Here is a 25741-nt window from a genome sequence, read left to right as displayed (position 1 = left end):
CGCGCGGCCGGGGCTCAGGGCAGCAGCGGCGGCTTCCCCGGGTCGTAGTGCTCGGCGGGTTCGACCGACTGCTGGTGGCGGAAGACGTTCCGCGGGTCCCAGTGGCGCTTGACCCTGCGGAGCGCCGGATAGGCGTCCTTGTAGTAGAGCGTCGGCCAGCCGTCGGCGAGGGAGTCCGGGCGGCCGTCGGGCAGATCGGCGTCCGGGTAGTTGATGTAGCAGCCGTCGGTGTTGCGCGGCTCCTGCCCGGTGCTGACCGCGGGTACGCCGTGGGTCGCGGCGAAGGTGGCGGTGTAGGTCTCGCGGATCCAGTCGAGGTGTTCCTTCTCCTCCTCGTCCACCGGCCAGTACACCTGGTACTGCATTTTCATGATGGAGTCGCGCTGCTGGACGGCGGTGCGCATTCCTGTGAACTCCGCGCGGTTGACCGCGGCGCCGTAGGAATCGATCTGGATGAGCGCGCTCGGATTGGTGTACTCGGTGAACCGGGTGTTTCCGAGGCAGTCCCACATGGCGGTGATCTGCTCCGGCGTGAACGGCTCCCTGATGTACGCCGACTTGTACTTGCCGCAGAGATTCTCGCCCGAGGCGTTGAGGGTCTGGGTCGCGGTGAGCCAGGGCAGGTACTGCGGGGTCTTCATGGTGGGCAGCGGCGGGTGTTCGCCCATTGCCGTGCTGAGCGGCTGGGCCGCCGGGGTGATCGCGCCGTCGAGGGTGTCGAGGAATTCCGTGATGGCTCGATCACCGGCGATGCGGTCGTCCGCGTCGATCTGGGCGATGAGGCCGATCTTTCCGTTGCTGCGGTGGTTCAGCTTGAGGAGGGTGAACAGGCTGCCCTCGACGGTCCGGTGGTCCTGGTGCTGCTGGAAGTACCTGCCGTACGCGTTCAGCAGGGCGTGGAATTCGCCCGGGTTCTTGAAGTCGGACCATTTCCATTCCAGGCCGCAGAGCATCACGCTGCTGGGCGGTTCGGGAACGTCCCGGAACCAGAACCGGGTGACGATGCCGAAATTGCCGCCGCCTCCCCCGGTGTGCGCCCAGGCCAGCGCCTTCCGCCACGGGTCGGGGTCGTCGATCCGGGCCGTGACCAGCCGGGCGGTGCCCTGCTCGTCGACCACGGCGACCTCGACGGCGTACAGGTAGTCGACGGTCAGCCCGTACTTGCGGGAGAGCATTCCGTAGCCGCCGCCGGTGATGTGGCCGCCCAGGCCGACCGAATAGCAGGTGCCGCCGGGAAGGGCGCGGCCGGTGGCCGGGTAGAGGTGGCTGTAGGTGTGCCAGTTGGTCGCGCCCGCCTCGACGCACTGGGCGCGCATTTCCCCGTCCCAGTACATTCCGCACAGGGGGCTGAGGTCGAGGATGACGCGGACGTCGGGCGCGCAGACGAAATCCTCGTAGCAGTGCCCGCCGGAACGTGCGGTGATCCGGGTGCGGCCGGGGTCGGACGGCGTCTCGTCGAATGCCGTCTGCAATGCGTTTCTGGTGTCCTCGGACGAGGTGACGGTTCTGATGTACTCGGGGGTGCTGAGCCAGCGCTGATTGAACCCCCGGCTCAGTGAGGGGTAGCGCTTGTCTTCGGGGTCGACGGAGAATCCGCCCGGGGGCGTGCTGGAGTCGGTCATGAATCCACCCTGATACCGGCGCCGATCCGGCACGGGGAGCACATTCCGGCGCGGCGGACAAACGGCCGGAATCATTCCCCGGTGCGGTGTTCCGCGGGGGAATTCCCCCGTCGTCCTACTCGGTTTCGCGGCGGCCGAGGCGGACGCAGCCCCAGGTGCCGGTCAGCACGGTGAGGGCCACCAGGCCGCCGACGGGGCCGGCGTACGCGCCGGAGTCCAGGTCCACCTCGGTCTCCTCGACCGGTCCCGCCGCGCCCTCGGGGTCGTGGAGCACCCGCATCCGCTCGCCCCGCCGCACGCGTTCCGCGTCGCAGCCGTCGCCCTCGGAGAGCAGGGGTGAGATCTCGCGGCCGCCGGCCGTGCGGAGCGTGCACGTGTCGGTCTTGCGGTTGTCGACCTCGGTGACGACGGCGCCGGTCCACACGCCCCGCTGCTCCAACGCCCGTTCCTCGCCGCCGGTTCGGGCGATGATCGCCACCCCGACCGTGGCGGCGAGGGCGACGGTGAGCGAGAGGGCGGCCGGCGCCGGCGTCTTCCGGTGCGGGACGCGGCGCAGCCGGACGGCGGGCACCAGGACGAGCGCCAGCGGGACCAGCAGCGCACAGACCAGGAAGACCGCGCCGCCCACCGGCCCCGGCAGCGGCACCACCGGCGCGAGCCACATCAGCCCGGGCGCGGCCACGGCGCACACCGCGACGAACAGGAACCAGCCCACCGGCCCCGGCCCCGGTGCGTCCCCGTCCGAACTCTCCGCGGCCGCGCCGCCGTTCCCGGCCTCCTCGGGCTCCCGCGCCTCCCGCGCCGCCCGTTCGACCGCCGCCGCGAGCCCGCGTACGTCCCTCTCCCCCGCCATGTGCTCCGTCTCCGTCCACCTCGGCCTGCTGACCGGAGGAAGCGTACGGGGGGACGCGGCGCCGCCAACCGCCGGCCGGTGCGGGCGACTTCGGCCGGGTGCGGGTGTCTTGACCGGCCGCGTCGGCGCGGGTTGTATCAACGGGGCGGTACTGCAAGACCGTTCAGTACGCCGCCCGTGCCGCACTGCCCGTCCCGTACGTCCGTGCTCGTCATCCGCTCGTCCCCCGTCCGACGAACCGAGGAGCCTCATGCGCACGTCCGCAGCAGTCCGCAGACCCGGTGCCCTCTGCGCCGCGCTCGCCACCGCCGTCCTCGGCGCGAGCGTCACCGTCGCGCCAAGTGCCCACGCCACCCCGCCGATCGACACCTGCCAGGTCCAGGAGAACCCCTCGTGGGACGGGTGGACGGACCACGGCGAGCTGACCCGGGAGCTGAAGGCCGTCGAGCGCCGCAGTGACGGGCGCGTCCGGGTGGACAAGGCGGGGACGACCGCCGAGGGCCGCACGATGTGGCGGGCCCGGGCCGGGCAGGGCAAGAAGGTCGTGCTGGTCACCAGCGCCATCCACGGCAACGAACGCACCGGCACCGAGGCCCTGTTGGAGATCCTCGACCACCTCGGCACCTCCGACGACCCGGAGACCCGCGCCCTGCTCCGCAGGATCACCTTCGTGGCGATGCCGATGGTCAACCCGGACGGCGGCGAGCTCAACCGCCGGATGAACGTGCTCCCCTGGGACCGGGTCACCGACCGCTTCCCGCAGCTCGCGGGCGCCCCCAGGGCCTGGTACCACGCGGAGGAGGGCGACGGCATCGCCGAGCCCGGCTTCGACCTCAACCGCGACTTCAACCCGGACCTGGACTACGTCCCCCGCGCCGCCGACCTGCCCGGCGAGCAGACCGACCCGGGCTTCTTCCTCTCCCCCGAGTCCCGCGCGATCCGCGACACCTACGTGCAGCTCCGGCAGGAGAAGGGCCACGTCGAGACGTACGTCGACCTGCACCACATGGGCCCCTGCGACCGGCTGACCAGCGGGCCGCAGAAGGGCAAGCTGATCTCCATGGCGATCGACTACCCGCCGCTCGGCGTGCGGGACGGCGCCAAGTACAAGAAGCAGTGGCCCGCGCTCGACCAGGACAAGTCGCGGCGCTACGCGCTCGCCGCCGCCAAGGGGATCCACGGCGAGTACGGCATGCGCCAGGCGGAGTCGGCCATCGGCCGCTACGTCCACCCCGACGAGCGCGAGTACCCGGGCCAGGGCCGCTCCGCCTTCGCGCTGAACGGGACGGGCACGGTGCTCTTCGAGGTCCGGGGCCAGTCCGACGACCTGGGTGAGCAGCACAAGGAGGTGTTCACCGCGACCGTCCGCACCGGCGTGGAGTCGATCATGAAGGGCGTCGCCACCGGAAGCGCCGACCGTCTCGACGGCGAGGAGTTCTTCACCCTGCCCACCTACGGCTGGGACGAGAAGCAGCGGTAGCCGGCAGCCTCCGGCGTGGACCGATCAGACGGTCCCGGATCGCCGGATGGGGCGGATTCCGCTCCGGCCCGGGGCGCGGAAGCTCCGCTCGGGGCCGGAGCGGCGCTGGACTGTGGTGGCATTCCGCCGCTCTTCCCCGTCCCCGTTCGGAGGCCCCCATGTCCACGCGTTCCGGTGCGTTCCTCGCCGTCGCCGCCGTGCTGCTGACCGCCGTCCTCGGCGGCTGCTCGGACGAGGGCGGCGGCTCGGAGGCGGAGCCGAGCCGGAGCCCCGGCACGCAGCAGAAGGCGGAGGTGTCGCTGCGGGAGGCCGGAGAGCTGGGCAAGGTCCTCACCGACGGCGAAGGCCACACGCTGTACCTGTTCGAGGCCGACACCTCGGCGAAGTCGACCTGCGACGGCGACTGCGCGGAAGCCTGGCCCCCGCTGACCACCTCCGGCAAGCCCGAGGCCGGCGACGGCGTCAAGGCGGACCTGCTGTCCACCTCCACCCGCGAGGACGGCAAGAAGCAGGTCGTGTACGACGGCCACCCCCTCTACTACTTCCAGGGCGACGGCAAGGCCGGCGACACCAACGGTCAGGACCTCGACCAGTTCGGCGCCGAGTGGTACGTCCTCGACGCCGAGGGCGAGAAGGTCGAGGGCAAGGGCACCGGCGGCGAGGAGAACGAGAGCCCGGGCAACGGCTACTGACCCCGCGCGGGCCCGCGAGCGCGGTGACCAGCCGCAGCAGGTCGGGCAGCAGGCGGACGGCCTCGGTGAGCAGGGAGCCGCGCGGCCCCGCCAGGGCGAGCAGCCAGAGCAGGACCAGGCCGCCGACGGCCCCCGGCACGATCAACAGCACTTCTCCCACGGCGGGTTCCCCTCCCGCGTCCCTTCGCGTGGCGGGGTACGCGGCGCCGCCTACGCCCCGGTGATCCGCTCCAGCAGCCAGGCGTCGGCGGCGGCGAGTGCGGTGCGGGCCAGGGACGTGGGGTGGGCGGTGAAACCGTGCGGGGCCTCGGGGTAGACGCGGAGGTCGGTGTCGTTCCCGGCGGCCGAAAGGCGGGCCGCCAGCGCGAGGTTGTCCTCCAGCAGCACGTCCTCAGCGCCGACGGTCAGCAGCGTCGGGGGCAGCCCGTGGAGGTCGCCGTAGAGGGGTGAGATGTCGGGCAGCGTGCGGTCGGGGACGTGACCCGCGTAGGCCCGGAGGAAGTACTCGTCGGCGATGCGGCGTCCGGCGGGGGTGCGGGCGCTCAAGTCGTAGGCGCCGAAGTGGAGCACCGCGCCGGCGAAGCGGCCGGCGGCGCCCGCGTCCCGCAGCCGGAGCAGGGTCGTCAGCGCGAGGGTGGCTCCGGCCGAGCTGCCGCCGATGGCGAGCCGGTTCGTGCCGAAGCGGGGTCCGGCCTCCGCCAAGAGCCAGCGCGCCGCCGTCGCGCAGTCGTCGGGGGCCGCGGGCCAGGGGTGTTCGGGGGCCAGCCGGTAGTCGACGCTGACGACGGCGAGGCGCAGCTGCTCCGCGAGCGCGCGGTTGCGCTCGTCGCTCCGGGCCGCGCAGTCCAGGTAGAAGCCGCCGCCGTGGATGTCCAGCAGGACGCCGCGGGGCGGGCCGCCGGTGGGCGTGAGGACCCGGACGGGGACGCGTGACTCCCCGGCCACGGCGGTCACTTCGTCCGCGGGCGGGTCGGCGGCGCGGGGCGCGGGCAACGCGGCGCGGGCAGCGTCCAGCTCCGCGCGGCCGGCGGGGCCGCGCCCCGGTGTCCGCGCGGCGTAGAACTCCCGCGCCTCGGCGGCCTGTTCCCCGGGTACCTCGGCCAGCAGGGCCTGCCACGCGAACCGCACACGTCCTCCTCGTCGTCCGGGCCGCTCCTACGCTATCGCCGCCCCGGGAGGCCTCAGCCCGGCGGCCACCTCGGTGCCGTGCCGGCCCAGGCCGCGTCCCAGGAGGCGAGGTTGCGCTGCTTGACGCGGAAGCTGACGAGTCCGTAGGCCGCCGTGCCCGTCAGCGGCAGGGCCACGGCGGGGAGCAGCGCCCAGTACACGGTGCCGCGCAGGATCTGGCCGCGGGTGAGCGGCGGGTCGGTGATCCGCCCGTTCTCGGTCCACACGCCGACGGTGGCTCCCCCGGGCAGGCCCGGGACGACCTCGGCGGTGCCGGAACGGGTGCGCCCCGCCTCATCGGTGAAGCGGACGGGGACGGGGTAGCGGGTCTCGCGGGCCTCCGGCGAGCCCGGCTCCGGATGCACCGGAGCGGTGTGCACCAGGGACGCGGTGACCCGCTCCCGGGCCGACTGCTGGCGGTCGGCGGTCCGTTCGAGGTGCCGGTGCGCGGCCGCCCCGGCGAGGACGGTCGACACGGGGGTGGCCACCAGCATCACGGGCAGCAGGACCAGCGCGCACCAGGCCCGCGCCCGGTCCGTACGGCGCGAGAGCGGGTGCCCCCGCCGCCGCCACGGCAGCCGGCTCACCGGTCCTGGCGGCGGTGGCTGGGCGCGGGGGATGCCGCGCGGACTGGGGCGGTCCATGTCTCTCCCGGGGGACGTGGGGCTTCGGACGGCTCGTGCGCCCCGGCGCACGGCGCCCGCGGCCGGCACGGGGGTTCAGCGCGCCGGCAGCGGGCTGAACCCGCCCGCGGCGGAACGGCCGCCCAGGGTGGGCCGGGTGGCCGGGGCCGGGTCGCGGAGCAGGGCGGCGGCGCCGCGTACGGCCGCGGTGTGCGGGCCCGCGGCGATCCGGGCCGAGGTGTCGAGCCGCTCGGTGAGCGCCTCCACCACCCCGGGCCGCAGGACGCCGCCGCCGGCCAGCAGCGGGCCGCGCCGCAGCGCCTCGCGCGCGGCGGAGGTGCTGTCGTGGCGCACCGTCATGGCGGTCATCGAGGCGATGACGGAGGCGAGTTGGACGGGGGTGGCACCCTCGTCCAGGTCCTCGGTGCCCAGCGCCGCGTGGTGCGCGTCGACGACGGCGCCGTCGTCCAGCAGCACCACCTCGGACAGCCGGGCGCCGATGTCGACGACCAGCAGCGGGCACGACAGGTCCGCCGCCGCCGACCGTGCCACGGCGCGCGCCGCCGGGACGGTCACCACCGCGTGCGGGCGCAGCACCTGCACCGCGGCGCGCGCCGCCGCGCGGTACGCGGGCCCGCCCAGCACCGGCGAGGCGACGCTCACCACCGGCCGGTCGGCCCGCGCGAGCCGCGGCCCGATCACCCGCGCCAGCAGCCGCCCCGCGGCCCCGGCGTCGACGACGGCGCCGCGCAGGACGGGGTCGGCGTCGCCGTCGCCGGAGAGCTCCGCCGTGGGGACGTCGACGACGCGCCCCCGGTCGGCGAGCAGGACGCGGGTACGGCTGCTGCCCAGGTCGAGCGCGAGCACCGGGCGACGGCGGGCCGAGGGCAGCAGGCGCCGGCGCGGGACGGGCGTGCGGCGTTCAGCCGGCACGGCGTTGACAGCCGATGCAGCGCCGCGCGTGCGGGAGTGCCTCCAGCCGCTCCGCCGGGATCGCCTCCGCACATCCCTCGCAGGAGCCGTAGTTGCCCTGCTCCAGGCGGGCGAGCGCCGCCTCGACCTCGGCGAGTACGTCCTCGGCCGCCGTGCGCTGCACCGTGAGGAACCCGGCCTCGGCGCCGGCCCCGGTGTCCGCGTCGTCCAGGGACCTCAACTGGGCCTGCCGCGCGGCGCGTTCCCGCTCCAGTCGACGGCGTGCCTCGGGCGGGGCGAGGTGCGCGGAGCCCGTGAGGCCGTCGGCCGCTGATTCGGAGAGCACTGCTCCTCCTGTCGGATGTGCATGACGAAGCAGCCGTCCGGGTCCCGGCGGGCACGCGGCCGGCGCCGGGGGAACGGCCGTGGATCAATGGCCCACCATCCCCGGAAGGTCCCGTGGATTCCATGGGTCACAGACCCCATTTCCCTGCGGTATCCGGTTCACGGGCCCCTTTTGCCCCCGGGCCGGACGGCCGGTGCGGTGCCGACGGAGGATGATGGAGAGTCGGGTCCGCACCGGCGAAGAAGGAAGTGTGCTCCGCATGTCCCTGTTCTGGCGGCTCTTCGGGCTGAACACCGTGATCGTGGGAACGGCCACCGCGGCCCTGTTGTGGGCACCCGTGACCGTCTCCGTGCCGGTGCTGCTGACCGAGGCGGCCGTCCTGGTCGGTGGGATGGCCGCGATGCTCGCGGCCAGCGCGCTGATGCTGCGTCTCGGCCTCGCGCCGCTGGCCCGGCTGTCCCGGATGATGGCCACCGTCGACCTGCTGCGCCCGGGGCAGCGGCTGCCGGTGCAGGGCAACGGCAGCGTCGCCGAGCTGATCCGCGCGTTCAACGCGATGCTGGAGCGGCTGGAGGCGGAGCGGGCGGCCAGCAGCGCCCGCGCCCTCCTCGCGCAGGAGGGCGAACGGCGCCGCGTCGCGCAGGAGTTGCACGACGAGGTCGGGCAGAGCATGACGGCGGTGCTGCTGGACCTCAAGCGCGCGGCCGACCAGGCGCAGGGCCCGCTCCGGCGCACCCTGCTCGACGCGCAGGAGACGACCCGGGGCAGTCTCGACGAGGTGCGCCGCATCGTGCACCGGCTGCGCCCCGGCGTTCTTCAGGACCTCGGCCTGGTGAGCGCCCTGACCGAGCTCACCACCGACTTCGCCGCGCACACCGGCCTGCCCGTACGGCGCTCGTTCGCCTCCCCGCTGCCGCCGCTGGGCGAGGAGCTGGAGCTGGCGCTGTACCGCGTGACGCAGGAGAGCCTGACCAACGCGGCACGTCACGCCGGTGCCCGGCAGGTCAGCGTGGACCTCCGCGAGGAGCGCGGCGGTCTCGTGCTGTCCGTCCGGGACGACGGCTGCGGCACGCCCCCGGCCGAGGAGGGCGCGGGCATCCGCGGCATGCGGGAGCGCGCCCTGCTCGTCGGCGCCGCCCTGCACCTCGTCTCGGAGCCCGGCACCGGCACCCTCGTCCGGCTCACGGCCCCCGTGCCCCGGGACGCCGGGCACGCCCCCGCCGAGGGGGCCGGGCTGCCGTGACCGACGCACCCATCCGCATCCTGCTCGCCGACGACCACACCCTGGTGCGCCGCGGGGTGCGCCTGATCCTGGAGAGCGAGCCGGGCCTGACGGTGGTGGCCGAGGCCGGTGACGGCGCCGAGGCCGTCGCCGCGGCCCGCGCCCACGAGATCGACCTCGCCGTCCTGGACATCACCATGCCGCGCATGACCGGGCTCCAGGCGGCGCGCGAGCTGACCGCGCTCAGCCCCGGAACCCGCGTGCTGGTGCTGACGATGCACGACAACGAGCAGTACTTCTTCCAGGCCCTCAAGGCCGGGGCCTGCGGCTACGTGCTGAAGTCCGTCGCCGACCGGGACCTGGTCGCCGCCTGCCGGGCCGCGATGCGGGACGAGCCGTTCGTCTACCCGGGCGCCGTGACCTCCCTCGTCCGCACCTACCTCGACCGCGTGCGCCGCGGCGAGGAGGCCCCGGACCGCATCCTCACCCCGCGCGAGGAGGAGGTGCTCAAGCTGGTCGCCGAGGGGCACTCCTCGCGGGAGATCGCGGAAGCGCTCGTCATCAGCGTGAAGACGGTGCAGCGCCACCGCGAGAACCTGCTCGGCAAGCTCGGCCTGCACGACCGCCTGGGCCTGACCCGCTACGCGATCCGCGCCGGCCTCGTCGAACCCTGAACCCGGGCCGCCGTCAGGGCAGGACGGTGAGGACCTCGCCGGGCGGGCGGCGGGGCGAGCTGGGGCCGCGCGGCCCGTAGCCGACCCGCAGGACCACGTGCACGGGCCCGGCCCCGCCGACCGGGTCGCGCAGCAGCCAGCGCAGGTCGCGCCGCTCCAGCGGCTGCGTCGCGAACGAGCCGACCAGGCCCTCCTCGGTGGCCGCCAGCAGCGCCCGCTCGGTGGCCTGCCCGGCCCGCAGCCAGGCGTGCGGCCCGTCGTCGGCGGTGGACACCAGCGCCAGGTGCGGCACCTGCTCGAAGACGGCGGACCCCCGGTCCGTGTCGGAGCTGCCGCGCGCGAAGTCGCGGACGGGCGCGCGCCCGCCGCGTTTGCGCACCCCGAGGTTGGGCTCGGTGATGCCGTCCACGGCGGTGTCGGACTCCGCCGTGCCCCGCCGCAGCCAGCGCGCCTCGTCCACGTCCCCGTAGTAGCTCTCGTCCGCCTCCGCCTCCTGGATGAGCTGGAGGACGTGCGACAGGTGCCAGCCCGTGGGGAACTCCAGCGTGGCGCCCTCCCGCGCGGCGACGTCCACCAGCGTCTCTTGCACCCCGGCCTCCAGCGGGACCTCCGCGTACGGGTACCGGCTGGTGTGCCGCTCGGCGATCATCGGCTCCAGCGCGGCCAGCGCCCGGTCGGCGCCCTCGCCCTCGGTGAAGCGGACCTCGGCCAGGAGGCCCGGGTCCGCGGCGTCCGGGAGCAGCCGGACCTCGGGGCGCAGTCCCGCGTGGCAGGCGGCGGCGCGCAGGTTCAGCAGCGCGGCGCCGCAGCCGATGTGCAGGCCGCGCCCGTCCGGGTCGGCGTGCGGCATCGAGCGCGTGAAGTCGGCCCGCAGCTCCAGCGTCCGGGCGGCCCGGTGGTAGCGGAACTCCCAGGGCTGCGCGTTGTGCATGGACGGCGCGGCCGTCGCGTCCCGCACCAGCCCCTCCAGCCGACCGTCGTCGAGAAGACCCGGCATGCCAACCACCTCCAGCACCCACCCTGCGCGCGCTCCGGCCGCCCGGCCACCGCCGGAGGTCCCGGCACCCCGCGTGCGCCGTCGGCTGGGTGATCTTGCGGCAGTCCGCTCCGTCCGCCCTGTGAAACGCCTGGCCGGAGGGGCCTTCACGCCCTGTTATCGTGACGTGCGCGCGTCATTATGCGAACCCAACAAGCGCGCAGCATCGAACATTTCACTTTTTTGTGCATCTCGGGGGAACTCTATGAAGCTCCGTCATGTCCGTGCCGTGGCCGTGGTCACGGTGGTCCTCGTCGCCCTGACGGGAGCCCGGCGCAGCGGTGGCGGCAGCTGCGACGACAGCAGCAGCTCGACCAGTTCCAGCTCCACGGGCGACTACGACTCGGGCAGCTACAAGGACGACGACTACGACACGAACGTGACCACCGGCGGTTCCAGCGGCGGCACCCGGCCGTCCCCCGGACCCACGACCGCGGGCGAGCAGGACGTGCGGATCACCGACTGCGTGATCACCGGCGTCAGCGAGACCGAGGCCAAGGTGACCTGGAAGTACACCGTCACCAACGGCAATTCCGGAACCGAGGGCTCGGACTACAACGGCACCTTCACCTTCGAGGACTCCTCCGGCTCCCTGCTGAGCAGCACCCCCTTCGAGGTCAACGCCGTGACGCCCGGCACCCCTTACCGGAGCCAGGTCGAGGACACCGTCCACGCCTACGACGGCGTCGCCTCCCTCTCGGGCCGCTGCAAGGTCTCCACCGTCCTCAAGACACCGGTGGTGTAGGACTCCGCACGACGTACGGCTCCGCCCCCACCGGCGAGGTGAGGGCGGAGCCGTACGCGTCGGGCCGGGCCCGGGAGGGTCAGAAGAACGCCTTGTCGCCCCCGAGGCTGACGGCCCCGTAGTACGCGTCGGCGGCGCGCAGGCAGCCCTGCCGGCTCAGCGGGTTGCGGTAGGTGTCGTCGCAGACGCGCCGCATCTCGGTGCGGAACCGGCCGTCGATCCACTGCTTGGTCTCGCGGGTCGGGCTGAGCTTCAGCTCCCAGTTGCCGCCGTAGTTGCGGTACCCGAAGTCGTGCAGCTCGCACGCGGGCCGGAAGACCTTGCTGTACGGCTCGAAGCCCGTGGGCACGGAACAGCCGTCGTTGGTCCAGTTGTACGGCGCGATGTGCGGGGTCTGTGCGAACTGCCGGTACGTGAGGTTCATGATCTCGTCCGCCTTCTCCCGGACCGTCCCCTCGACGGGTGCGGGCGCCGCGGCGACGGGCGCCTCCGCGGCCGGCGGGGGTTCGACGGGCGCCGCGGCGACGGCCGGCGAGGCGGCGCCGAGCATGCCGCTGCCGGCGATCGTCAAGACGGCGAGTGCGGTCGAAAGTCTCCTGGGCATGGGGTCCTCCGGGTCAGGTGCGCGAACTGGCTACCGACCCTGGAAACGAGCCCCCCGCCCCCGGGTACCGGAAAGGCCCCCGGGGGGATGACGGTGTTTCGGCTGGCGTACGCCCCTACTTCACCGTGTGCGTCGGATACACCTCGACGTCGGTGTAGGCGCCCTTGATGGCACCCGCGCCCTTGGGCCACTTCAGGCTCCGGGGGCGGGTCTCGTTCGGGGGCGTCACCAGGATGTCGGTGGGGTGGGCGAGGCTGTCGCCGCCGGCGTCGATGGCGTAGGCGAGGTTGAAGACGGCGGAGTCGCCGGGCTTGAGCTCGGTGATGCGCGGTTCGGCGCGGCCGCGTCCGATGGGGCTGGAGGTGTTGTCGGCGTCCTTGATGTCGACGCCGGGGAAGCCCGTCGCCGAGCAGGTGGCCGAACCCCGGTTCACCATCGTGATGTTGATCCTGCCCGCGGACTCGTCGGGCGCGGCGTCCTTCGCGTCGATGGCCAGGTCTTCCGTCCTGCAGAACGGGGTCTTGCCGCGGGCCTTGCCGCCGGTCTTCGCCGTGTCCTTCGCGGTGCCCGCGCGGGCCTCCGTCTTCTCCTTCGTGACGCCGTCCGAGGAGGACGAGCCCTTGGAGGACGTGCTCCCCGAAGTGCCGTTGCAGGCGGTGAGCGAGAGGGTGGCGGCGACGCCGACGGCGGCGAGAGCGGTGACGCGGGTGTACTTCACGGAGTTCCCCCAGAAGTGGGCTGTGCATGCGGTCGAAACTCTTTGTATCCCGCACCGAGTCACAGCCGTCCCTCCGCCACGTCCACGTTCTGTCACAGCCGGAACGGGGGGCCAACTCCCCTGCCGCATCGGGCTGTTCGCGGTTATCTTATGGGCGACATCGTCGGCCTTCGGATGACAGGCCTGGCATGGGGCGCGCGGTGGTGATCGCCGGCGCCGTGGAGGAGGGCCGGGCGCGATGACCACGTCGGACGTGCGGAGCCGGTTCGACGAACGGGCGATCGGTGCCGGGACCACTCCCCGCTTCGTGCTGTTGCTGATCCTGCTGCTGGTGAGCAGCGGGGCGATGATGATGAGCGTCTCGTTCTCCCGTCTGAGCGAGACGGATGCGCACTCGATGGGCTGCATGCTCGCCGCCGGCGTGGACCCGAACCGGATCGACGACATGGCCAGCAGCATCGGCATGGTCCTGCACACCGACGCGCTCGACGCCTGTCTGGCCCGGTACGCACCGGAGTCGATGCCGCGCCGGCTCGACGTGCTGTGGCCCGTCCTGGTGGTCGTGGCGTCGGCACTGGTGTTCCGGGCCCTGCCGGCCTGGAAGCGGTGGCGGGGCCGGCACGTACCGCTGGAGGACGTCGACCGTACGGGGGCGATCCGCGGGGCGCTGCACGACGTGGTGGCCCGGGCCGGGCTGGCCCGTACGCCGCGGTTCGTCGTCGCGCCCACGGTGCTGTCGGCCGGTGCGGCGGTCTACGGAAGCACCCGGCGTCCGACCGTCTGTCTCCACGCGGGCCTGCTGGCCCGCAGGTCCGGCGACCCGGAGGGGTTCCGGGCGGTCCTGCTGCACGAGTTCGCCCATGTACGCAACGGCGACGTCACGTTGACGTACGCCACCGTCGCCCTGTGGCGGGTGTTCCTCGCGCTGGTCCTGCTGCCGTACCTGGTGTGGTGCGTGGCCGCTCTCGCCACGTCGTTCCAGTCGCCGTTCCGGCATGCGGAACAGATGACCGTGGGGCGGGCGTTCATCCTCCCCGCGTTCCTGACCCTGCTGGTGTACCTGGCCCGCGCGGACGTTCTGCGGATGCGCGAGGTGTACGCCGACCTGGCGGCGGTGGGCGCGGGCGCGGACCCGCGCGGCTGGGCCGCGCCGGTGCCGCCCGGGCCCGAAGGCCGGTTCGGGCGCGGCTGGGCCCGGTTCGCCGAGGTGTGGCGGACGCATCCACGCTGGGATCTGAGGCGGGGCGCGCTCGAGGACCCCGCGATGCTGTTCGGTGTGCAGGCGCTGCCCATGTTCCTGACCGGCATCTCCACGGTGTTGCTGACCGATCAGGCAGGGACCCTGCTCAGCGCCGGCAGCGGGTGGCCTGCGTATCTCGTGCCGCTGCTGGGGGCCGTCGCGGTCACCGGAGTTGCGGGGATCGCGCTGTGGCGGGCGGTGGCCCATGCCGTGCTGACCGAAGGGCGTGTGCCGTCCGGCGTGCGTGCCGGACTGTGGCTGGGCGCGGGGATGGCGATCGGTGCGGTGGTGACGCGTCAGGTGTCGGTCACCCGCTGGCTGCCGCCCCATCCCGAGGTTCTCCTCCTCGTCGTCGCCGTCGGCGTGCTGTTCGCCTGGTGGACCACGGAGGCCTCGCAGCTGTGGCTGAGGGCATGGCCCCGGCGCGGCAGCAGGCCGGCCATGCTGCTGGTCATGGCGGCGGGCTGCCTGCTGCTGACGGCGTGGACGGTGTGGTGGGAGACGTACGGGATCAATCTGGTCGGCGGATGGTTCGACATGGACGCGGCCCGCCGGGAGACGGAGCTGACCTTTCCCGGGCCGATCGCCGAGCACCGGGGAATGGTCTCCGCGCTCTCCGTGTGGTTCGAAATGTTCGCCGGCTTTGTCCATCCGCTGGTGCTGGCCGCGGTCTGCGCGCTGTGCGTGGTGCCGTTGCCGGCCTGGGCGACCGGGCGGACTCCGGGCGGAGACACGGGGCCGCCGCTGCGCCCGGTACTGCTGGCCGCGCTGCTGGGCGGACTGGCCTGCTGGGGCGGAATCGCCGCCGCCAAGGCGTACATGCACACCTGGCAGCCGGAATCCGGGGAGCGCGGCGGCCTGTACGCGGTGAGCCTGAGCGCGTGGGTGCTCGTCGTGCTGGTCGCCTTCTCGGCGACGACCGGCGCCGTCCTCGCCCACCGGCTGGGGCGCCACCCCTTCCACTGCACCCTGCTGACCGCCGAACTCACCGCGCTGACCGGTCTTCTCGGGTACTACCTGCTGATGTCGGTCGACGGATGCGTCCAGCCCCTCAGCACCCTCGCCTCCCGATGCCACTGGTCGCCGGGCCCGGCATGGACGGTCACCCGGCCACTCCTGGCACCTGTTCTTGTGTCCACCGCGCTCGTGGCCGCCGTCGCCGCGGCGGCGGTTCTGGTCCTTCAGCGGCTCCGCAGGGCTGAGCAGAGACGCCCGGTGCCCGTCCGGCAGCCGTCGAGCCGGCGAAGGCTCTGCGCCCGGCGGGCCGCTGTCGCCGCGATCTGCGCCGTCACGGTGTCCGCCGTCACGGTCGCGGCCGCGGCCGACGCCGGTCAGGAGGGGACGGGCGACGGGCTGGACAAGCGGAACCAGGCCTACTCGCAGGTGCCCCGCGCCGCGGCCGGCACCCCGGTGATCCGAAGAGCGCAACTGGAGTACTGGCTGAAATTCGGCGGAGGAGACCTCATGAACCGCTTCGCCGACGCCCATCAGGCTCTCGGTGACGCCTTCCACAAAAGCGCCGACGCGGGAGGGGTCATCAAGGAATCCGTCTTCGCCCCGATCTGCCGGAAATTCGGCCGGGTCGCCAAGGACGCCGGAGAGTACTTCCCGATCCCGGACGCCCGGGCCGGCGCACACTGGAAGAAGTACAACGCCCTGACGCTGAAAGCGGCCAAGTCCTGCCCGCGCAGCTTCGACCACGGCGACGAGCAGGAATTCAACAAGTCCATGGACGACATCGACAGAGCGGCAGTCCTCACAGAGAGGATGGGACGCCGGTTCGACGAGATCCGGGCAGCCGCCCCGTGACGACAGGGCCGCACGCCGGAACACCCAGGATCAGCAGGCGGGTTCGGCGGCTACGGGGGGGCACAGCCCGACGGATACCGGGCGAGCAGGTTCCGTGAGAGGCGTCGTGTCCGCTCTTCCCGGGCCGCCTCCTGAACGCGCGAGCGTCTCCGTCCCGGAAAGCGCGAAGGGCGGCCATCCGTGGAACCCTGGGAGCACGAAGGAAGCGAACGGAGGTGGGACACCCCATGAGAGCCGTCACCTGGCACGGGCAGCGTGACGTGCGGGTGGACGCCGTTCCCGACCCCGGGCTGCGGGAGTCGGACGACATCGTCGTCCGGATCACCTCCACCGGGATCTGCGGCTCCGATCTGCATCTGTACGAGGTGCTCGGGCCGTTCCTCGACGAAGGGGACGTTCTCGGGCACGAGCCCATGGGCGTCGTGGAGGAAGCCGGCCCCGAGGTCACCGAACTGTCGGTGGGCGACCGGGTGGTGGTGCCGTTCAACGTCTCGTGCGGCACGTGCTGGATGTGCGGGCAGGGCCTGCACTCGCAGTGCGAGACCACGCAGAACCGTGAACGGGGCACCGGTGCCTCCCTGTTCGGCTTCTCCAAGCTCTACGGTCAAGTCCCCGGCGGCCAGGCGGAGTTCCTGCGGGTGCCGTTCGGCAACACGCTGCCGGTGAAGGTGCCGCACGGCCCTCCCGACGACCGCTTCGTGTACCTCTCCGACGTGCTGCCCACGGCCTGGCAGGCGGTGGAGTACGCGGCCGTGCCGCCGGGCGGCACCCTGCTCGTGCTCGGGCTCGGCCCGATCGGCGACATGTGCGTCCGTATCGCGCTGCACCGGGGCGTGGAACAGGTCATCGCCGTGGACCGCGTCCCCGAACGTCTCGCCCGCGCCCGGGCCCGCGGCGCACACACCCTGGACCTCGACGCGTCGGGGAAGGCGGTGCCGGACGAAGTGCGCCGGCTGACCAACGGGCGCGGCGCGGACTCCGTCGTCGAGGCCGTCGGGATGGAAGCGCACGGCGACGCCGTCACCCGCGGCGTCCAGTGGCTGGCCGGGAAGCTCCCCGGCGGTGTGGGCGAGAAGGTGATGGAGACGGCAGGCGTGGACAGCCTGGCCGCCTTCCGCACCGCGGTGGACGCCGTACGCAGGGGCGGCACGCTCTCCCTCGTCGGCGTCTACGCGGGCGCCGTGGACCCCGTCCCGATGGGGACGCTGTTCGACAAGCAGATCCAGCTGCGCATGGGGCAGGCCAACGTCCGTCACTGGGTCGGCGAGCTGCTGCCCCTGCTCACCGACGACGACCCGCTCGGCGTCGACGACTTCGCCACCCACCGTCTCCCCCTGGAACGGGCCCCGGACGCGTACGCGGCCTTCCGGGCCAAGCGGGACGGCATGGTGAAGACGCTGCTCACACCGTGAGTTCGCCCCGGCGGGTCAGAAGCTGTGCTTGCCGTGCCGGAGTGGCTCGGTCGGTTCGGCCGCGCTGTCGGGCGAGGCGGGGGAGCCGCCCGCGGTGTCACCCGGGCGGTCGGGCTGTGCGCCCCCGGGGTCGCCGGACGTGGGCTCGGCCCCGGCGTCCAGCTGGTCCAGCCGTGCCGTGAGGTACTCGACGACCTGCGGCCGGTTCGCGTGCGCCTGTTCGTACTCCAGCAGCTGCCGCACCTCCGCGCCGGCCAGGGGCCGGATCCGGTGCTCGATGCTCGCCGCGGGGAGCTGGTCGTAGTCGGGCAGGGGCAGCGGTTTCGGCTGTGAGTCCGGCATGGATGTCCGCCTCCCGGTGTGGGTGTCCCTTCCTCAGGGTCGGGCCGTCCCGGCACCTCGGCAACAACGGGGCCGGGGCCGCGGGTGTCCGCACCTGTACGGCGCAGCACCCCGGGCGCGGGCCGACGCGCCGTGTTCGGCTGTGCCCATGGCGTCGTCGCAGAAGCAGAGCCGGCAGTCCGGTACCGGATCGCGCTCGCGGGCCGGGAAGCCCGCCGTGCGCGCCGGAGAGGTCGCGCGCATCGCGTGCCAGAGCCTGTCCGAACTGATCACGCACCGCCCGGAGGCGGTCTCCGCCGTGACCCGGGCCGAGGACGGCTGGCGGGTGCACGTCGATGTCCTGGAGCTCCCCCGCATCCCGGACACGACCAGCCTGCTCGCCACCTACGAGGTGGAGCTGGACGAGCAGGGCGAACTCACGCAGTACCGCCGCGTCCGCCGCTTCCGGCGCGGCGCCGCGGACGAGTGAGCCGCCGACGGGCGACCGCCGACCCAGGCCCGACCGACCCTGACCGGTGAGAGGACCCTCCACCATGACCGTTGTTCCCCCGTACGCCGACGGCGTCGTGTGTGCCCCCAGGGCGGGGACGCTGTACGACGTCCTGGAGCTGATCCTCGATCGCGGCATGGTGATCGACGTCTTCGTCCGGGTCTCCCTCGTCGGCATCGAAGTACTCAAGATCGACGCCCGCGTGGTCGTGGCCAGCGTCGACACCTACCTGCGCTTCGCCGAGGCGTGCAACCGGCTCGACCTGGAGCACGACTCCGACACCGTCTCCGTCCCCGAACTCTTCGGCGTCGGCGGGGGCCGCGCCCTCGGGGGTGACGGCGGCGCGGCCAAGGCGGTCGGCAAGAAGGCGCCCAAGAAGGCCGTGTCCGCCGTGGGCGAGAAGGCGAAGCAGGCCCTCGGGGTCGACGACGAGGACGACGAGCGGGACGAGGAGGAGCGGGCGCCCGCCCGCAAGCGCTCCGCCGCCAAGTCCGGCACCACGAAGTCCTCTTCGGCGAAGCCGCCCGCGAAGAAGTCGTCGGCCACGAAGAAGTCGTCGGCCACGAAGTCGGCCCGGTCCGGCGCCCGTTCGCGGCAGAGCGAGAGGGGACGGGCATGACCCCGGGCGGTGTGTACGCGTACGGCGTGGTCCGTGCCGGGTGGCGGCTGCCCGGGTCCTGCCGTGGGGTCGGCAGCCCGCCGGCCGAGGTCCGGCTGCTGGCCGCCGGGAGTCTGGCCGCGGTCGTCAGTGACGTCCCCGAGGGGCTGCGGGCCCGCCGGCGCGACCTGCTGGCGCACCAGGACCTGCTGCTGGCGCTCGCCGACCGCGGCCCGGTCGTCCCCATGCGCTTCGGGATGGTCGCGCCGGACGAGGAGACGCTGGCCGCGGGCATCGCCGGGACCGCGCGCGAGACCGAGGCGCTGCTGGACCACCTCGACGGCCGGTGCGAGATCAACGTCAAGGTGTCCGCCGTCGAGGAGGGGCTCGCCGCCCTGGTCCGGGAGGACGAGAGCGTGCGGCGGCTCCGTGAGCTGGCCAGGAGCAGGCCGGGCTACGAGGCGAGCCTGCGGCTCGGCGAGGCCGTGGCCGCGGGGCTGAACCGCAGGGCGGCCGAGGCCGCCGAGGAGACGGTGCGGCAGCTGGACCGGTTCGCCGCGGACCGGGCCGAGGCCCCCGCCTCGGCCGAGTGCGTCCGCAACGTCTCCTTCCTGGTCGACCGGGACCGGCTGGCGGACGTCACCGCCGCGGTGGAGCGTCTCGCGGCGGAGCAGCGGGGCCGGGCCGGGATCCGGCTGACCGGGCCCCTGCCCTGCTACAGCTTCGCGGAGTCCGTGCCCGCCGGGGCCGGGGGCTGACATGGGGCTGCTCAGCGGTGTGCTGCTGCTCCCCCTCGCCCCCGTACGCGGCGTCGGCTGGGTCGCCGAGCGGCTGCTGGACGCGGCGGAGAACGAGCTGCACGATCCGGCGGTCGTCCGGGCCCGGCTGCGGGCTCTCAACGAGGCTCTGGAGAGAGGCGAGTTGAGCGCCGAGGACTTCGAACGTGACGAAGAGCGGCTGCTGGACCTGCTCGAACAGCGCGCCGGACACGGACGCCAGGAACCGAAGGGAGACCCGTCATGAGCAGCACGGCACGCGCCGCTCTCGCGGGCGGAATCGCCGGGGGCTACCTGCTCGGCCGCTGCGGCAAGGCGAAGCTCGCCCTCGTCGTGGCCACCTATGTGGTGAGCAAGAAGCTCCAGGCCAAGCCGCAGGACCTGCTCGCGGCGGGGGCGAGCAAACTCGGCGAGTCACCACAACTGGCCGACCTGGGCGAACAGGTGCGCGGCGAGGTGCTGTCGGTGGGCCGGGAGGCGGTCAAGGCGGCCGTCGACCGACGGCTGGGCGCCTTCGCCGACTCGCTCGCCGACCGCACGAAGTCGCTGAGCGAGACGCTGGAGGAGGCGGAAGAGGCGTCACGGGACACCACGTCCGAGGGGAGCGGGGGCACGTCGTCCGGCGGGAAGGCACAGAAGAAGGCCCCGCAGAAGAAGACGGCGCAGAAGAAGACGGCGGGGACGAAGTCGTCCGGGGCCAAGGGGACGGCGAAGAGCACGGGTGAGGCTGCGGCGTCGTCCTCCGCGCGGTCCCGAGGACGGAGGTGACCGCGATGTCAGGGACGTCACGGAGCAACGGTGCGGAGAATTCCGGGAGTTCGGGGCTCGACCGGGTGCGTGAGGAGATCGGCCAGTATCTCGTGGCGAAGGCCGGATCGCTGGTGAGCGCGGCGGCGGACAAGGTCTCCCGGCTGTCCGAGGAGGGCGGGGCCTCGGGGCTCGGCGCGAAGATCGCGCAGGGCGAGTCCCCGGCGAAGGCCGTCGGGGGCGAGGTCGTCGAGGGTGTCAAGGACAAGGTGAAGGCGACGCTGGGCGGCGGAGGGGGCGGGGGCAAGGCGGGTGACAAGAAGGTCACCAACATCGTCGAGGTCCTCGACGTGGGGCTGCCGCTGCGCCTGGTGTACGACCACTGGACGGAATTCGAGGAGTTCAGCGGCTTCATGAAGGGCGTGGTCTCCGCCTCGCGCTCCGAGGACGACGAGACGGTCTCCGACTGGACCCTCAAGGTCGGCCCCTCCAAACGGAGTTGGGAGGCCACCGTCCTGGAGCAGATCCCGGACGAGCGGATCACCTGGACCTCCAAGGGCGAGAGGGCCACGACGCACGGCTCCATCTCCTTCCACGAACTCGCGCCGAGCCTGACGAGGATCGTGGTCGTCGTCGAGTACACCCCCGGCGGCTTCTTCGAGAAGACCGGCAACCTCTGGCGCGCCCAGGGCCGCCGCCTCCGCCTCGACCTCAAGCACTTCCAGCGGTACGTGACCCTCGGCGCCGAGGAGGAGCCCGAGGGCTGGCGCGGCGAGATCCGCGACGGCGAACTGGTGCGCAGCCACGAGGAGGTGCTCGCCGAGGACGAGTACGACGACGAGGGCGAGTACGAGGACGAGGAGCCCGCCGAGGAGGAGCAGGAGGAAGAGGAAGAGGAAGAGCAGGAACCGGAAAGGGGCCGGTGAGCCGTCACCATGTCAGATCTGCCGATGCGTACCGGCGAGCCGCTCGCTCCCTACGGACACGGGCCGGCCGCCACCAACCTCGCCGACATCCTCGAACGCGTCCTGGACACCGGGATCGTCATCGCGGGCGACATCAAGATCAACCTGCTCGACATCGAACTGCTGACGATCCGGCTGCGGCTGTTCGTCTCGTCCGTCGACACCGCCAAGAAGGCCGGGATCGACTGGTGGGAGACGGACCCGGCGCTCTCCACCAGAGCGGCGCGCGACGAGCTGAGCGAGGAGAACAGGCAACTCCGGGAGCGCATCGAGGTGTTGGAGGGTCACCGCACGGAGGAGACCCGCGAACCCGTGGCGGCCAAGCAGAGCCGGGGTGAGGCCCGATGACGCCGACGACCCCCGCCCCCGCGGTACGGGAGGCCGCCCCCGGAGACGGGGAGACGGCCACGTACGTGTTCGCCGTGTGCCGGGGCGGCGATCCGGCGGCTCTGCGGGCCTGCGGACCGGGCCACCGGGAAGGCGGTGCCCTGCGCGTCCTTTCGGCCGCCGGTCTCACCGCGGTGGTGCAGGACGTCCCCGTCGCGGTGTTCTCCGAGGAGGCGCTGCCGGAGCGGCTGGCCGACCGGGAGGCGCTGGAGGCGTACGCGCGTGCCCATCACGGGGTGGTGCACGCCGCCGCGGGGTGCGCAGCCACCGCACCGCTGCCGTTCGCCACGCTCTACCGCGACGACGCGCGCGCCCGCGCCGCGGTGCGGTCCGGGGCCGCGCGCTTCCACGCGGTGCTCGACCGGATCGGCGACCGCGTCGAGTGGGGCGTCAAGGTGCACCGCGTGTCCCGCGCCGAAGCGGCCGCCCCCGGGGCGGAGCGGCCGGCCGACCCCACGGCGCCGGGCGCGGGCCGCGCGTACCTGGAGCGGATCCGCGGCCGCAACCGGGCCCGCGAACAGCGGCAGGACGCGGCGCTGCGCGCGGCCGAGCTCGCCCACCGGGCCCTGGGCCAACAGGCCGTCGCCGCACGGAGGTTGCGCGCGCACAGCGCCGAACTGTCCGGCGACACCCGCCCGCAGGTGCTGAACGCCGCCTACCTCGTCGACCGGCACCGGGCCGCCCTCGTCCCCGAGCTGGTCGCGAGGCTGCGCGGGGAACCCTGGGCCGAGGACGTCCGGTTCGAGATCACCGGCCCCTGGGTCCCCTACTCCTTCACCGACCCGGAGTCCGCACCGGAGGCACGCGATGACGCGGACTGAACCCGTGCCCTGGGAGCGCCCCGAGGGGGCGGGCGGGCCGATCGGGGTGCCGCTCGTCGACCTGCTGGACCGGGTGCTCGCGACCGGCGTCGTGGTCAGCGGCGATCTGGTGATCGCCATCGCCGAGGTGCCGCTGGTGCGGGTCTCGCTGCACGCGCTGCTGTCGTCGGTGAACGAGAAGGTGAAGGCACCCTGGGCGGACGGAGGCCCCCTGTGAGCACGGAACGGCTGGACCTGGACCGGGACACGGTGGGCAGGGACCTCGTCGCGCTCGTCCTGACGGTGGTGGAACTGCTGCGCCAGCTGATGGAGCGGCAGGCCGTCCGCCGCATCGAGCAGGACGACCTGACGGACGCGCAGGTGGACGAGATCGGCACCACGCTGATGCTGCTCGACGAGCGGATGACGGAGCTGCGCGAACAGCACGGCCTGCGCCCCGAGGACCTCAACCTCGACCTGGGCCCCCTCGGCACCCTCCTGCCCCGCTCGCCGTAGTCCCCGCCGTCCCCTCTCAGCGGGTCAGGTGCCGGGCAACTGGAGGCGGAAGGTCAGGCCCTCGGGGCTGGTGAGCCGCCATGTGGCGTCCCCGACAGGGCGGGCTCGGGCCGGCGGGGCGTCGACGGTGAGGACGAGTTCCCACTGCGGAGGCCCGGACGCGTCCCGTGGGGCGGTCACGAAGTCGGCGTGGGCGAGCGGGGCGCCCGTCGTCGCGCGGTAGAACTGCCGTGCCCGCTCGGGCTGTTGGCAGGCCAGGACCATGCGGTACGGGGTGCCGGGGACGCCGGGCGGGTGGTGCCAGCCGGCGAATCCGTAAGGCTGCCACAGGGAGAAGGCCGCGCCCCCGGGGTCGAGCAGGGTCGCCACGCGGCCCTGGTCCCCCGCGTCGAACGGCGGGACGACGAGGCGGGCGCCGTGGTCCGTGGCCGCCCGGGTGCGGCGGTCGACGTCCTCGACGGCCAGGTAGTAGGCGACGTGCGCGGGGGTGCCCGGCGGGTAGATCCCGGCGCTGAGATCACTGACGCCGCCGATCCCGTGGCCGTCGGCGGAGATCCTGACGGCGCGGCGCCAGTCCTCCTCGTCCTCCGCGAACTCCCAGCCCAGCACGTCGGCGAAGAACGCGGCGGTGCGGGACACCTCGCGGGTCTTGAGGTCCATCCAGCAGAACTCGTTCAACGAACCCAGGCGGGTGATCATGCTGCGGCTCCTTGTCGTCCGGTGCCTGGGTACCGGGGATGCGCAGGCCGTCGCAAGCGGATTTCCCTCGAAGGCGGGTGCAATGCGGCTGGTCTTCCGGCCACTTGGTGTGCGTCGTACCGGTACGGCGCCTCAGCAGCGACAGCCCGGGCCGCAGCCGCACCCGTCCGGCTCGGTACCGGCGGGCGGGACGGCCGCGGCGGCCGGGGGTGCGCAGCAGCCTTTGCCCCGCCAGGCATCTCGGCCTTCCTTGACGGCGACGGCGGCGATGACGAGGGCTGCGACGGGGTCGGCCCAGGACCAGCCGAGGGTGGCGTTGAGCAGAAGTCCGAGCAGGAGGACGGCAGACAGGTACGTGCACAGGAGCGTCTGCCGGGAGTCCGCGACCGCGGAGGCGGAGCCGAGTTCGCGCCCGGCCCCGCGCTGCGCGGCGGACAGGAACGGCATGATCGCCAGCGACAGGGCGGCGAGGGCGATGCCGGGAACCGACCGTTCCGCCTCGCCGGTGCCGGTGAGCGCACGGACGGCGTCACAGGCGACGTAGGCGGCCAGGGCGAAGAAGGAGAGGGCGATGATCCGCAGGGCGCGTTGTTCGCGCGCTTCGCGGACGGCGTGCTCACCGGCGGAGAACTGCCAGGCGACCGCGGCGGCGGAGGAGACCTCGATGACCGAGTCGAGGCCGAAGCCGATCAGGGCGGTGGAGGAGGCGATGCTGCCCGCCGCGAGGGCGACGATCGCCTCGATCACGTTGTAGACGATCGTCGCCGCGACCAGCAGGCGTATGCGGCGCGTGAGCGCGTCACGGCGGGCCGGGGAAGGCCCGGGGGACAGCGGCGTCTCGGCGGTCATCGTCAGCAGCAGCCCTTCGTCTCGGCGTCCGGGCAGGTGCGGTCGGTCTCGACGGCGACCACGGCGGTACGCAGGTCGTCCAGCGCGTGGCCGAGGCGTTCGTCGGCGAGTTCGTAGCGGGTGCGCCGGCCGTCGGGAACCGTCACGACCAGGCCGCAGTCCCGCAGGCACGCCAGGTGGTTCGACAGCCGGGTACGGGAGACGCCGAGAGCCTCGGCGAGGTCCGCGGGATAGGAGGGGGCTTCACGGAGGGCGAGCAGGATGCGGCAGCGGATCGGGTCGGCGAGCGCGCGGCCGAACCGGGCCAGCACCTCGATGTCGGGGGCAGCAGTCAGCACCCCGGTGACTGTACATGAGATGCTGAATTCAGAGAATCGTGTATCCGCGCCCCGCGCACCACGGCACTGCCGCGCCCCCATACGCTGTGCCGGAGACGCACCGGAAGGCGAGGACCGTGACGGACGAGCAGGAGCTGGCCGAGGCTCAGCGGCGGCACTGGCAGCGGACGTACGCCGCCAACCCGGGCATGTACGGCGAGCGGCCCTCCGCTCCCGCCGTCCACGCGGCCGCGGCGTTCCGTGCGGCCGGGGCCCGGAAAGTGCTGGAGCTCGGGGCCGGGCACGGGCGCGACGCGCTGTACTTCGCCCGCGAGGGCTTCACCGTCCAGGCCGACGACTTCAGCCCCACCGGCCTGGAGCAACTGCGCGACGCCGCCCACGCCCAGGGTGTGGCCGGAGAGGTCACCACCGCGGTCCACGACGTACGCGACTCGCTGCCCCTGCCCGACACCTCCGTGGACGCGGTCTTCGCGCACATGCTGCTGTGCATGGCCCTGTCCACGAAGGAGATCCACGCGACGGTCGCCGAGATCCGCCGCGTGCTGCGGCCCGGCGGAACCTTCGTCTACACCGTCCGGCACACCGGCGACGCCCATCACGGCGCCGGCACCGGACACGGCGACGGCATCTGGGAGCACGGCGGCTTCGCCGTCCACTTCTTCGACCGCGCCCTGGTCGACGCCCTCGCCGACGGCTGGGACCTCGACGAGGTCCACGCCTTCGAAGAGGGCGACCTGCCCCGCCGCCTGTGGCGCGTCACCCAGACCCTGCCCCGGTGACCGCGTCGCCCGCGCCCGGCCTCACCGTCGACGGCACCGGCCTGCTCTGCGTCACCCTCCTCCTCCGGCTGCGCAAGAGGATCGACGGCGCAGCGCCCGGCACCGTCGTCCACGTCATCGCCACCGACCCGGCCGCCCCGCTCGACCTGCCCGCCTGGTGCCACATGACCGGACACCACTACCTCGGCCCGCTCCCCGACGCCGAACACCCCACGTACGCACTCCAGTTGGCCGCCGACGCGCGACCCACCCGGCCCGACGCGCCCTGGCACCGGGCCACGCCCTGACACGGGTCAACTG

The 25741-nt window shown here is 73.3% G+C and carries 32 protein-coding genes; 19 read left to right on the top strand and 13 right to left on the bottom strand.

The window, feature by feature from the left end; genetic code table 11:
- Nucleotides 1-14: 14 nt before the first annotated feature.
- Both HCC30_RS26310 and HCC30_RS26305 read right to left on the bottom strand, forming a co-directional pair.
- On the bottom strand, nucleotides 15-1622 hold the full coding sequence (locus HCC30_RS26310) for a BBE domain-containing protein (RefSeq protein ID WP_169445328.1): 1608 nt from the start codon (nucleotides 1620-1622) through the stop codon (nucleotides 15-17).
- A gap of 115 nt (nucleotides 1623-1737) precedes the next feature.
- Nucleotides 1738-2475, bottom strand: coding sequence for a hypothetical protein (locus HCC30_RS26305; protein WP_169445326.1), 738 nt, complete (start codon nucleotides 2473-2475; stop codon nucleotides 1738-1740).
- Nucleotides 2476-2725: 250 nt separating this feature from the next.
- On the opposite strand from HCC30_RS26305, the gene HCC30_RS26300 reads away from it, so the two are divergent.
- Both HCC30_RS26300 and HCC30_RS26295 read left to right on the top strand, forming a co-directional pair.
- Complete coding sequence (locus tag HCC30_RS26300) at nucleotides 2726-3955, top strand: M14 family zinc carboxypeptidase (protein ID WP_169445325.1); 1230 nt, start codon at nucleotides 2726-2728, stop codon at nucleotides 3953-3955.
- Between the two features lie 158 nt (nucleotides 3956-4113).
- On the top strand, nucleotides 4114-4647 hold the full coding sequence (locus tag HCC30_RS26295) for a hypothetical protein (protein ID WP_169445323.1): 534 nt from the start codon (nucleotides 4114-4116) through the stop codon (nucleotides 4645-4647).
- Nucleotides 4648-4857: 210 nt separating this feature from the next.
- On the opposite strand, the gene HCC30_RS26290 is transcribed toward HCC30_RS26295, so the two are convergent.
- The 4 genes from HCC30_RS26290 to HCC30_RS26275 all read right to left on the bottom strand — a co-directional run bounded on the left by HCC30_RS26290 (nucleotide 4858) and on the right by HCC30_RS26275 (nucleotide 7695).
- Complete coding sequence (locus HCC30_RS26290) at nucleotides 4858-5775, bottom strand: alpha/beta hydrolase fold domain-containing protein (RefSeq protein WP_169445321.1); 918 nt, start codon at nucleotides 5773-5775, stop codon at nucleotides 4858-4860.
- A gap of 53 nt (nucleotides 5776-5828) precedes the next feature.
- A complete protein-coding gene (locus HCC30_RS26285) occupies nucleotides 5829-6458 on the bottom strand; it encodes a hypothetical protein (RefSeq protein ID WP_169445319.1) in 630 nt (209 codons plus the stop codon).
- A 75-nt stretch (nucleotides 6459-6533) separates the two neighbouring features.
- On the bottom strand, nucleotides 6534-7370 hold the full coding sequence (locus tag HCC30_RS26280; protein WP_206324342.1) for a hypothetical protein: 837 nt from the start codon (nucleotides 7368-7370) through the stop codon (nucleotides 6534-6536).
- Nucleotides 7360-7695 (bottom strand): TraR/DksA C4-type zinc finger protein, encoded by a 336-nt coding sequence (locus HCC30_RS26275; RefSeq protein WP_169445317.1) that lies wholly within the window; start codon nucleotides 7693-7695, stop codon nucleotides 7360-7362. Before HCC30_RS26275 ends, HCC30_RS26280 begins: the two co-directional genes overlap by 11 nt.
- A 259-nt stretch (nucleotides 7696-7954) precedes the next feature.
- Here HCC30_RS26275 and HCC30_RS26270 point away from each other — a divergent pair, with 259 nt between their 5' ends.
- Nucleotides 7955-8938 (top strand): HAMP domain-containing sensor histidine kinase, encoded by a 984-nt coding sequence (locus tag HCC30_RS26270; RefSeq protein ID WP_169445315.1) that lies wholly within the window; start codon nucleotides 7955-7957, stop codon nucleotides 8936-8938.
- Nucleotides 8935-9591 (top strand): response regulator transcription factor, encoded by a 657-nt coding sequence (locus tag HCC30_RS26265; protein WP_169445313.1) that lies wholly within the window; start codon nucleotides 8935-8937, stop codon nucleotides 9589-9591. The genes HCC30_RS26270 and HCC30_RS26265 overlap by 4 nt, the downstream gene beginning before the upstream one ends.
- 13 nt (nucleotides 9592-9604) lie before the next feature.
- Here the strand turns inward: HCC30_RS26265 and HCC30_RS26260 are convergent, their stop codons facing one another.
- Nucleotides 9605-10588, bottom strand: a complete 984-nt coding sequence (locus tag HCC30_RS26260; protein WP_240979903.1) for a nitroreductase family protein — start codon at nucleotides 10586-10588, stop codon at nucleotides 9605-9607.
- A gap of 244 nt (nucleotides 10589-10832) precedes the next feature.
- On the opposite strand from HCC30_RS26260, the gene HCC30_RS26255 reads away from it, so the two are divergent.
- A complete protein-coding gene (locus HCC30_RS26255; protein ID WP_169445311.1) occupies nucleotides 10833-11372 on the top strand; it encodes a hypothetical protein in 540 nt (179 codons plus the stop codon).
- A 79-nt stretch (nucleotides 11373-11451) separates the two neighbouring features.
- On the opposite strand, the gene HCC30_RS26250 is transcribed toward HCC30_RS26255, so the two are convergent.
- Complete coding sequence (locus HCC30_RS26250; protein ID WP_169445309.1) at nucleotides 11452-11976, bottom strand: phospholipase A2; 525 nt, start codon at nucleotides 11974-11976, stop codon at nucleotides 11452-11454.
- 115 nt (nucleotides 11977-12091) lie between these two features.
- On the bottom strand, nucleotides 12092-12694 hold the full coding sequence (locus HCC30_RS26245; RefSeq protein ID WP_169445307.1) for a DUF4232 domain-containing protein: 603 nt from the start codon (nucleotides 12692-12694) through the stop codon (nucleotides 12092-12094).
- Nucleotides 12695-12932: 238 nt separating this feature from the next.
- On the opposite strand from HCC30_RS26245, the gene HCC30_RS26240 reads away from it, so the two are divergent.
- Together HCC30_RS26240 and HCC30_RS26235 are read left to right on the top strand one after the other, a co-directional pair.
- The gene (locus tag HCC30_RS26240; RefSeq protein WP_169445305.1) at nucleotides 12933-15743 is read left to right on the top strand and encodes a M48 family metalloprotease; all 2811 of its coding nucleotides are present in this window, start codon (nucleotides 12933-12935) and stop codon (nucleotides 15741-15743) included.
- A gap of 227 nt (nucleotides 15744-15970) precedes the next feature.
- Nucleotides 15971-17155, top strand: a complete 1185-nt coding sequence (locus HCC30_RS26235; protein WP_169445303.1) for an alcohol dehydrogenase catalytic domain-containing protein — start codon at nucleotides 15971-15973, stop codon at nucleotides 17153-17155.
- A 15-nt stretch (nucleotides 17156-17170) separates the two neighbouring features.
- Here the strand turns inward: HCC30_RS26235 and HCC30_RS26230 are convergent, their stop codons facing one another.
- Entirely contained in the window at nucleotides 17171-17497 is a 327-nt protein-coding gene (locus HCC30_RS26230) for a hypothetical protein (protein ID WP_169445301.1), read from the bottom strand.
- A 148-nt stretch (nucleotides 17498-17645) separates the two neighbouring features.
- Between HCC30_RS26230 and HCC30_RS26225 the strand changes: the two genes are divergently transcribed.
- The 10 genes from HCC30_RS26225 to HCC30_RS26180 all read left to right on the top strand — a co-directional run bounded on the left by HCC30_RS26225 (nucleotide 17646) and on the right by HCC30_RS26180 (nucleotide 22776).
- The gene (locus HCC30_RS26225; protein WP_169445299.1) at nucleotides 17646-17966 is read left to right on the top strand and encodes a gas vesicle protein; all 321 of its coding nucleotides are present in this window, start codon (nucleotides 17646-17648) and stop codon (nucleotides 17964-17966) included.
- 64 nt (nucleotides 17967-18030) lie between these two features.
- Complete coding sequence (gene gvpJ, locus HCC30_RS26220) at nucleotides 18031-18606, top strand: gas vesicle protein GvpJ (protein ID WP_169445297.1); 576 nt, start codon at nucleotides 18031-18033, stop codon at nucleotides 18604-18606.
- Nucleotides 18603-19343, top strand: a complete 741-nt coding sequence (locus tag HCC30_RS26215; RefSeq protein ID WP_169445295.1) for a GvpL/GvpF family gas vesicle protein — start codon at nucleotides 18603-18605, stop codon at nucleotides 19341-19343. Before gvpJ ends, HCC30_RS26215 begins: the two co-directional genes overlap by 4 nt.
- A 1-nt stretch (nucleotide 19344) precedes the next feature.
- On the top strand, nucleotides 19345-19608 hold the full coding sequence (locus HCC30_RS26210; protein ID WP_169445293.1) for a gas vesicle protein GvpG: 264 nt from the start codon (nucleotides 19345-19347) through the stop codon (nucleotides 19606-19608).
- Nucleotides 19605-20129 carry a hypothetical protein gene (locus HCC30_RS26205; protein ID WP_169445291.1) on the top strand — a complete coding sequence of 175 codons (525 nt, stop codon included), beginning with the start codon at nucleotides 19605-19607 and terminating at the stop codon, nucleotides 20127-20129. Before HCC30_RS26210 ends, HCC30_RS26205 begins: the two co-directional genes overlap by 4 nt.
- 5 nt (nucleotides 20130-20134) lie before the next feature.
- On the top strand, nucleotides 20135-21034 hold the full coding sequence (locus tag HCC30_RS26200; protein WP_169445290.1) for an SRPBCC family protein: 900 nt from the start codon (nucleotides 20135-20137) through the stop codon (nucleotides 21032-21034).
- A 9-nt stretch (nucleotides 21035-21043) separates the two neighbouring features.
- On the top strand, nucleotides 21044-21421 hold the full coding sequence (locus HCC30_RS26195) for a gas vesicle protein (RefSeq protein ID WP_169445289.1): 378 nt from the start codon (nucleotides 21044-21046) through the stop codon (nucleotides 21419-21421).
- Complete coding sequence (locus tag HCC30_RS26190; protein ID WP_169445287.1) at nucleotides 21418-22281, top strand: GvpL/GvpF family gas vesicle protein; 864 nt, start codon at nucleotides 21418-21420, stop codon at nucleotides 22279-22281. Before HCC30_RS26195 ends, HCC30_RS26190 begins: the two co-directional genes overlap by 4 nt.
- The gene (locus tag HCC30_RS26185; RefSeq protein ID WP_169445285.1) at nucleotides 22268-22498 is read left to right on the top strand and encodes a gas vesicle protein; all 231 of its coding nucleotides are present in this window, start codon (nucleotides 22268-22270) and stop codon (nucleotides 22496-22498) included. The genes HCC30_RS26190 and HCC30_RS26185 overlap by 14 nt, the downstream gene beginning before the upstream one ends.
- A complete protein-coding gene (locus HCC30_RS26180; protein WP_169445283.1) occupies nucleotides 22495-22776 on the top strand; it encodes a gas vesicle protein K in 282 nt (93 codons plus the stop codon). Before HCC30_RS26185 ends, HCC30_RS26180 begins: the two co-directional genes overlap by 4 nt.
- A 24-nt stretch (nucleotides 22777-22800) precedes the next feature.
- On the opposite strand, the gene HCC30_RS26175 is transcribed toward HCC30_RS26180, so the two are convergent.
- From HCC30_RS26175 to HCC30_RS26165, 3 genes are all read right to left on the bottom strand, one after another.
- Complete coding sequence (locus tag HCC30_RS26175; protein WP_169445281.1) at nucleotides 22801-23475, bottom strand: VOC family protein; 675 nt, start codon at nucleotides 23473-23475, stop codon at nucleotides 22801-22803.
- Nucleotides 23476-23607: 132 nt separating this feature from the next.
- The gene (locus HCC30_RS26170; RefSeq protein ID WP_169445279.1) at nucleotides 23608-24324 is read right to left on the bottom strand and encodes a cation transporter; all 717 of its coding nucleotides are present in this window, start codon (nucleotides 24322-24324) and stop codon (nucleotides 23608-23610) included.
- Between the two features lie 2 nt (nucleotides 24325-24326).
- Nucleotides 24327-24662, bottom strand: coding sequence for a metalloregulator ArsR/SmtB family transcription factor (locus HCC30_RS26165; RefSeq protein ID WP_169445277.1), 336 nt, complete (start codon nucleotides 24660-24662; stop codon nucleotides 24327-24329).
- A 116-nt stretch (nucleotides 24663-24778) separates the two neighbouring features.
- On the opposite strand from HCC30_RS26165, the gene HCC30_RS26160 reads away from it, so the two are divergent.
- Both HCC30_RS26160 and HCC30_RS26155 read left to right on the top strand, forming a co-directional pair.
- Nucleotides 24779-25441 carry a class I SAM-dependent methyltransferase gene (locus HCC30_RS26160; RefSeq protein ID WP_169445276.1) on the top strand — a complete coding sequence of 221 codons (663 nt, stop codon included), beginning with the start codon at nucleotides 24779-24781 and terminating at the stop codon, nucleotides 25439-25441.
- Nucleotides 25438-25728 (top strand): sulfurtransferase TusA family protein, encoded by a 291-nt coding sequence (locus HCC30_RS26155; protein WP_169445274.1) that lies wholly within the window; start codon nucleotides 25438-25440, stop codon nucleotides 25726-25728. Before HCC30_RS26160 ends, HCC30_RS26155 begins: the two co-directional genes overlap by 4 nt.
- Nucleotides 25729-25741 lie beyond the last annotated feature (13 nt).

This window comes from Streptomyces sp. HNM0574, assembly GCF_012726235.1.
Taxonomy (GTDB): domain Bacteria; phylum Actinomycetota; class Actinomycetes; order Streptomycetales; family Streptomycetaceae; genus Streptomyces.
Note: the sequence above shows the minus strand (reverse complement) of the source record. Positions and strands in the feature narration are given on the sequence as shown.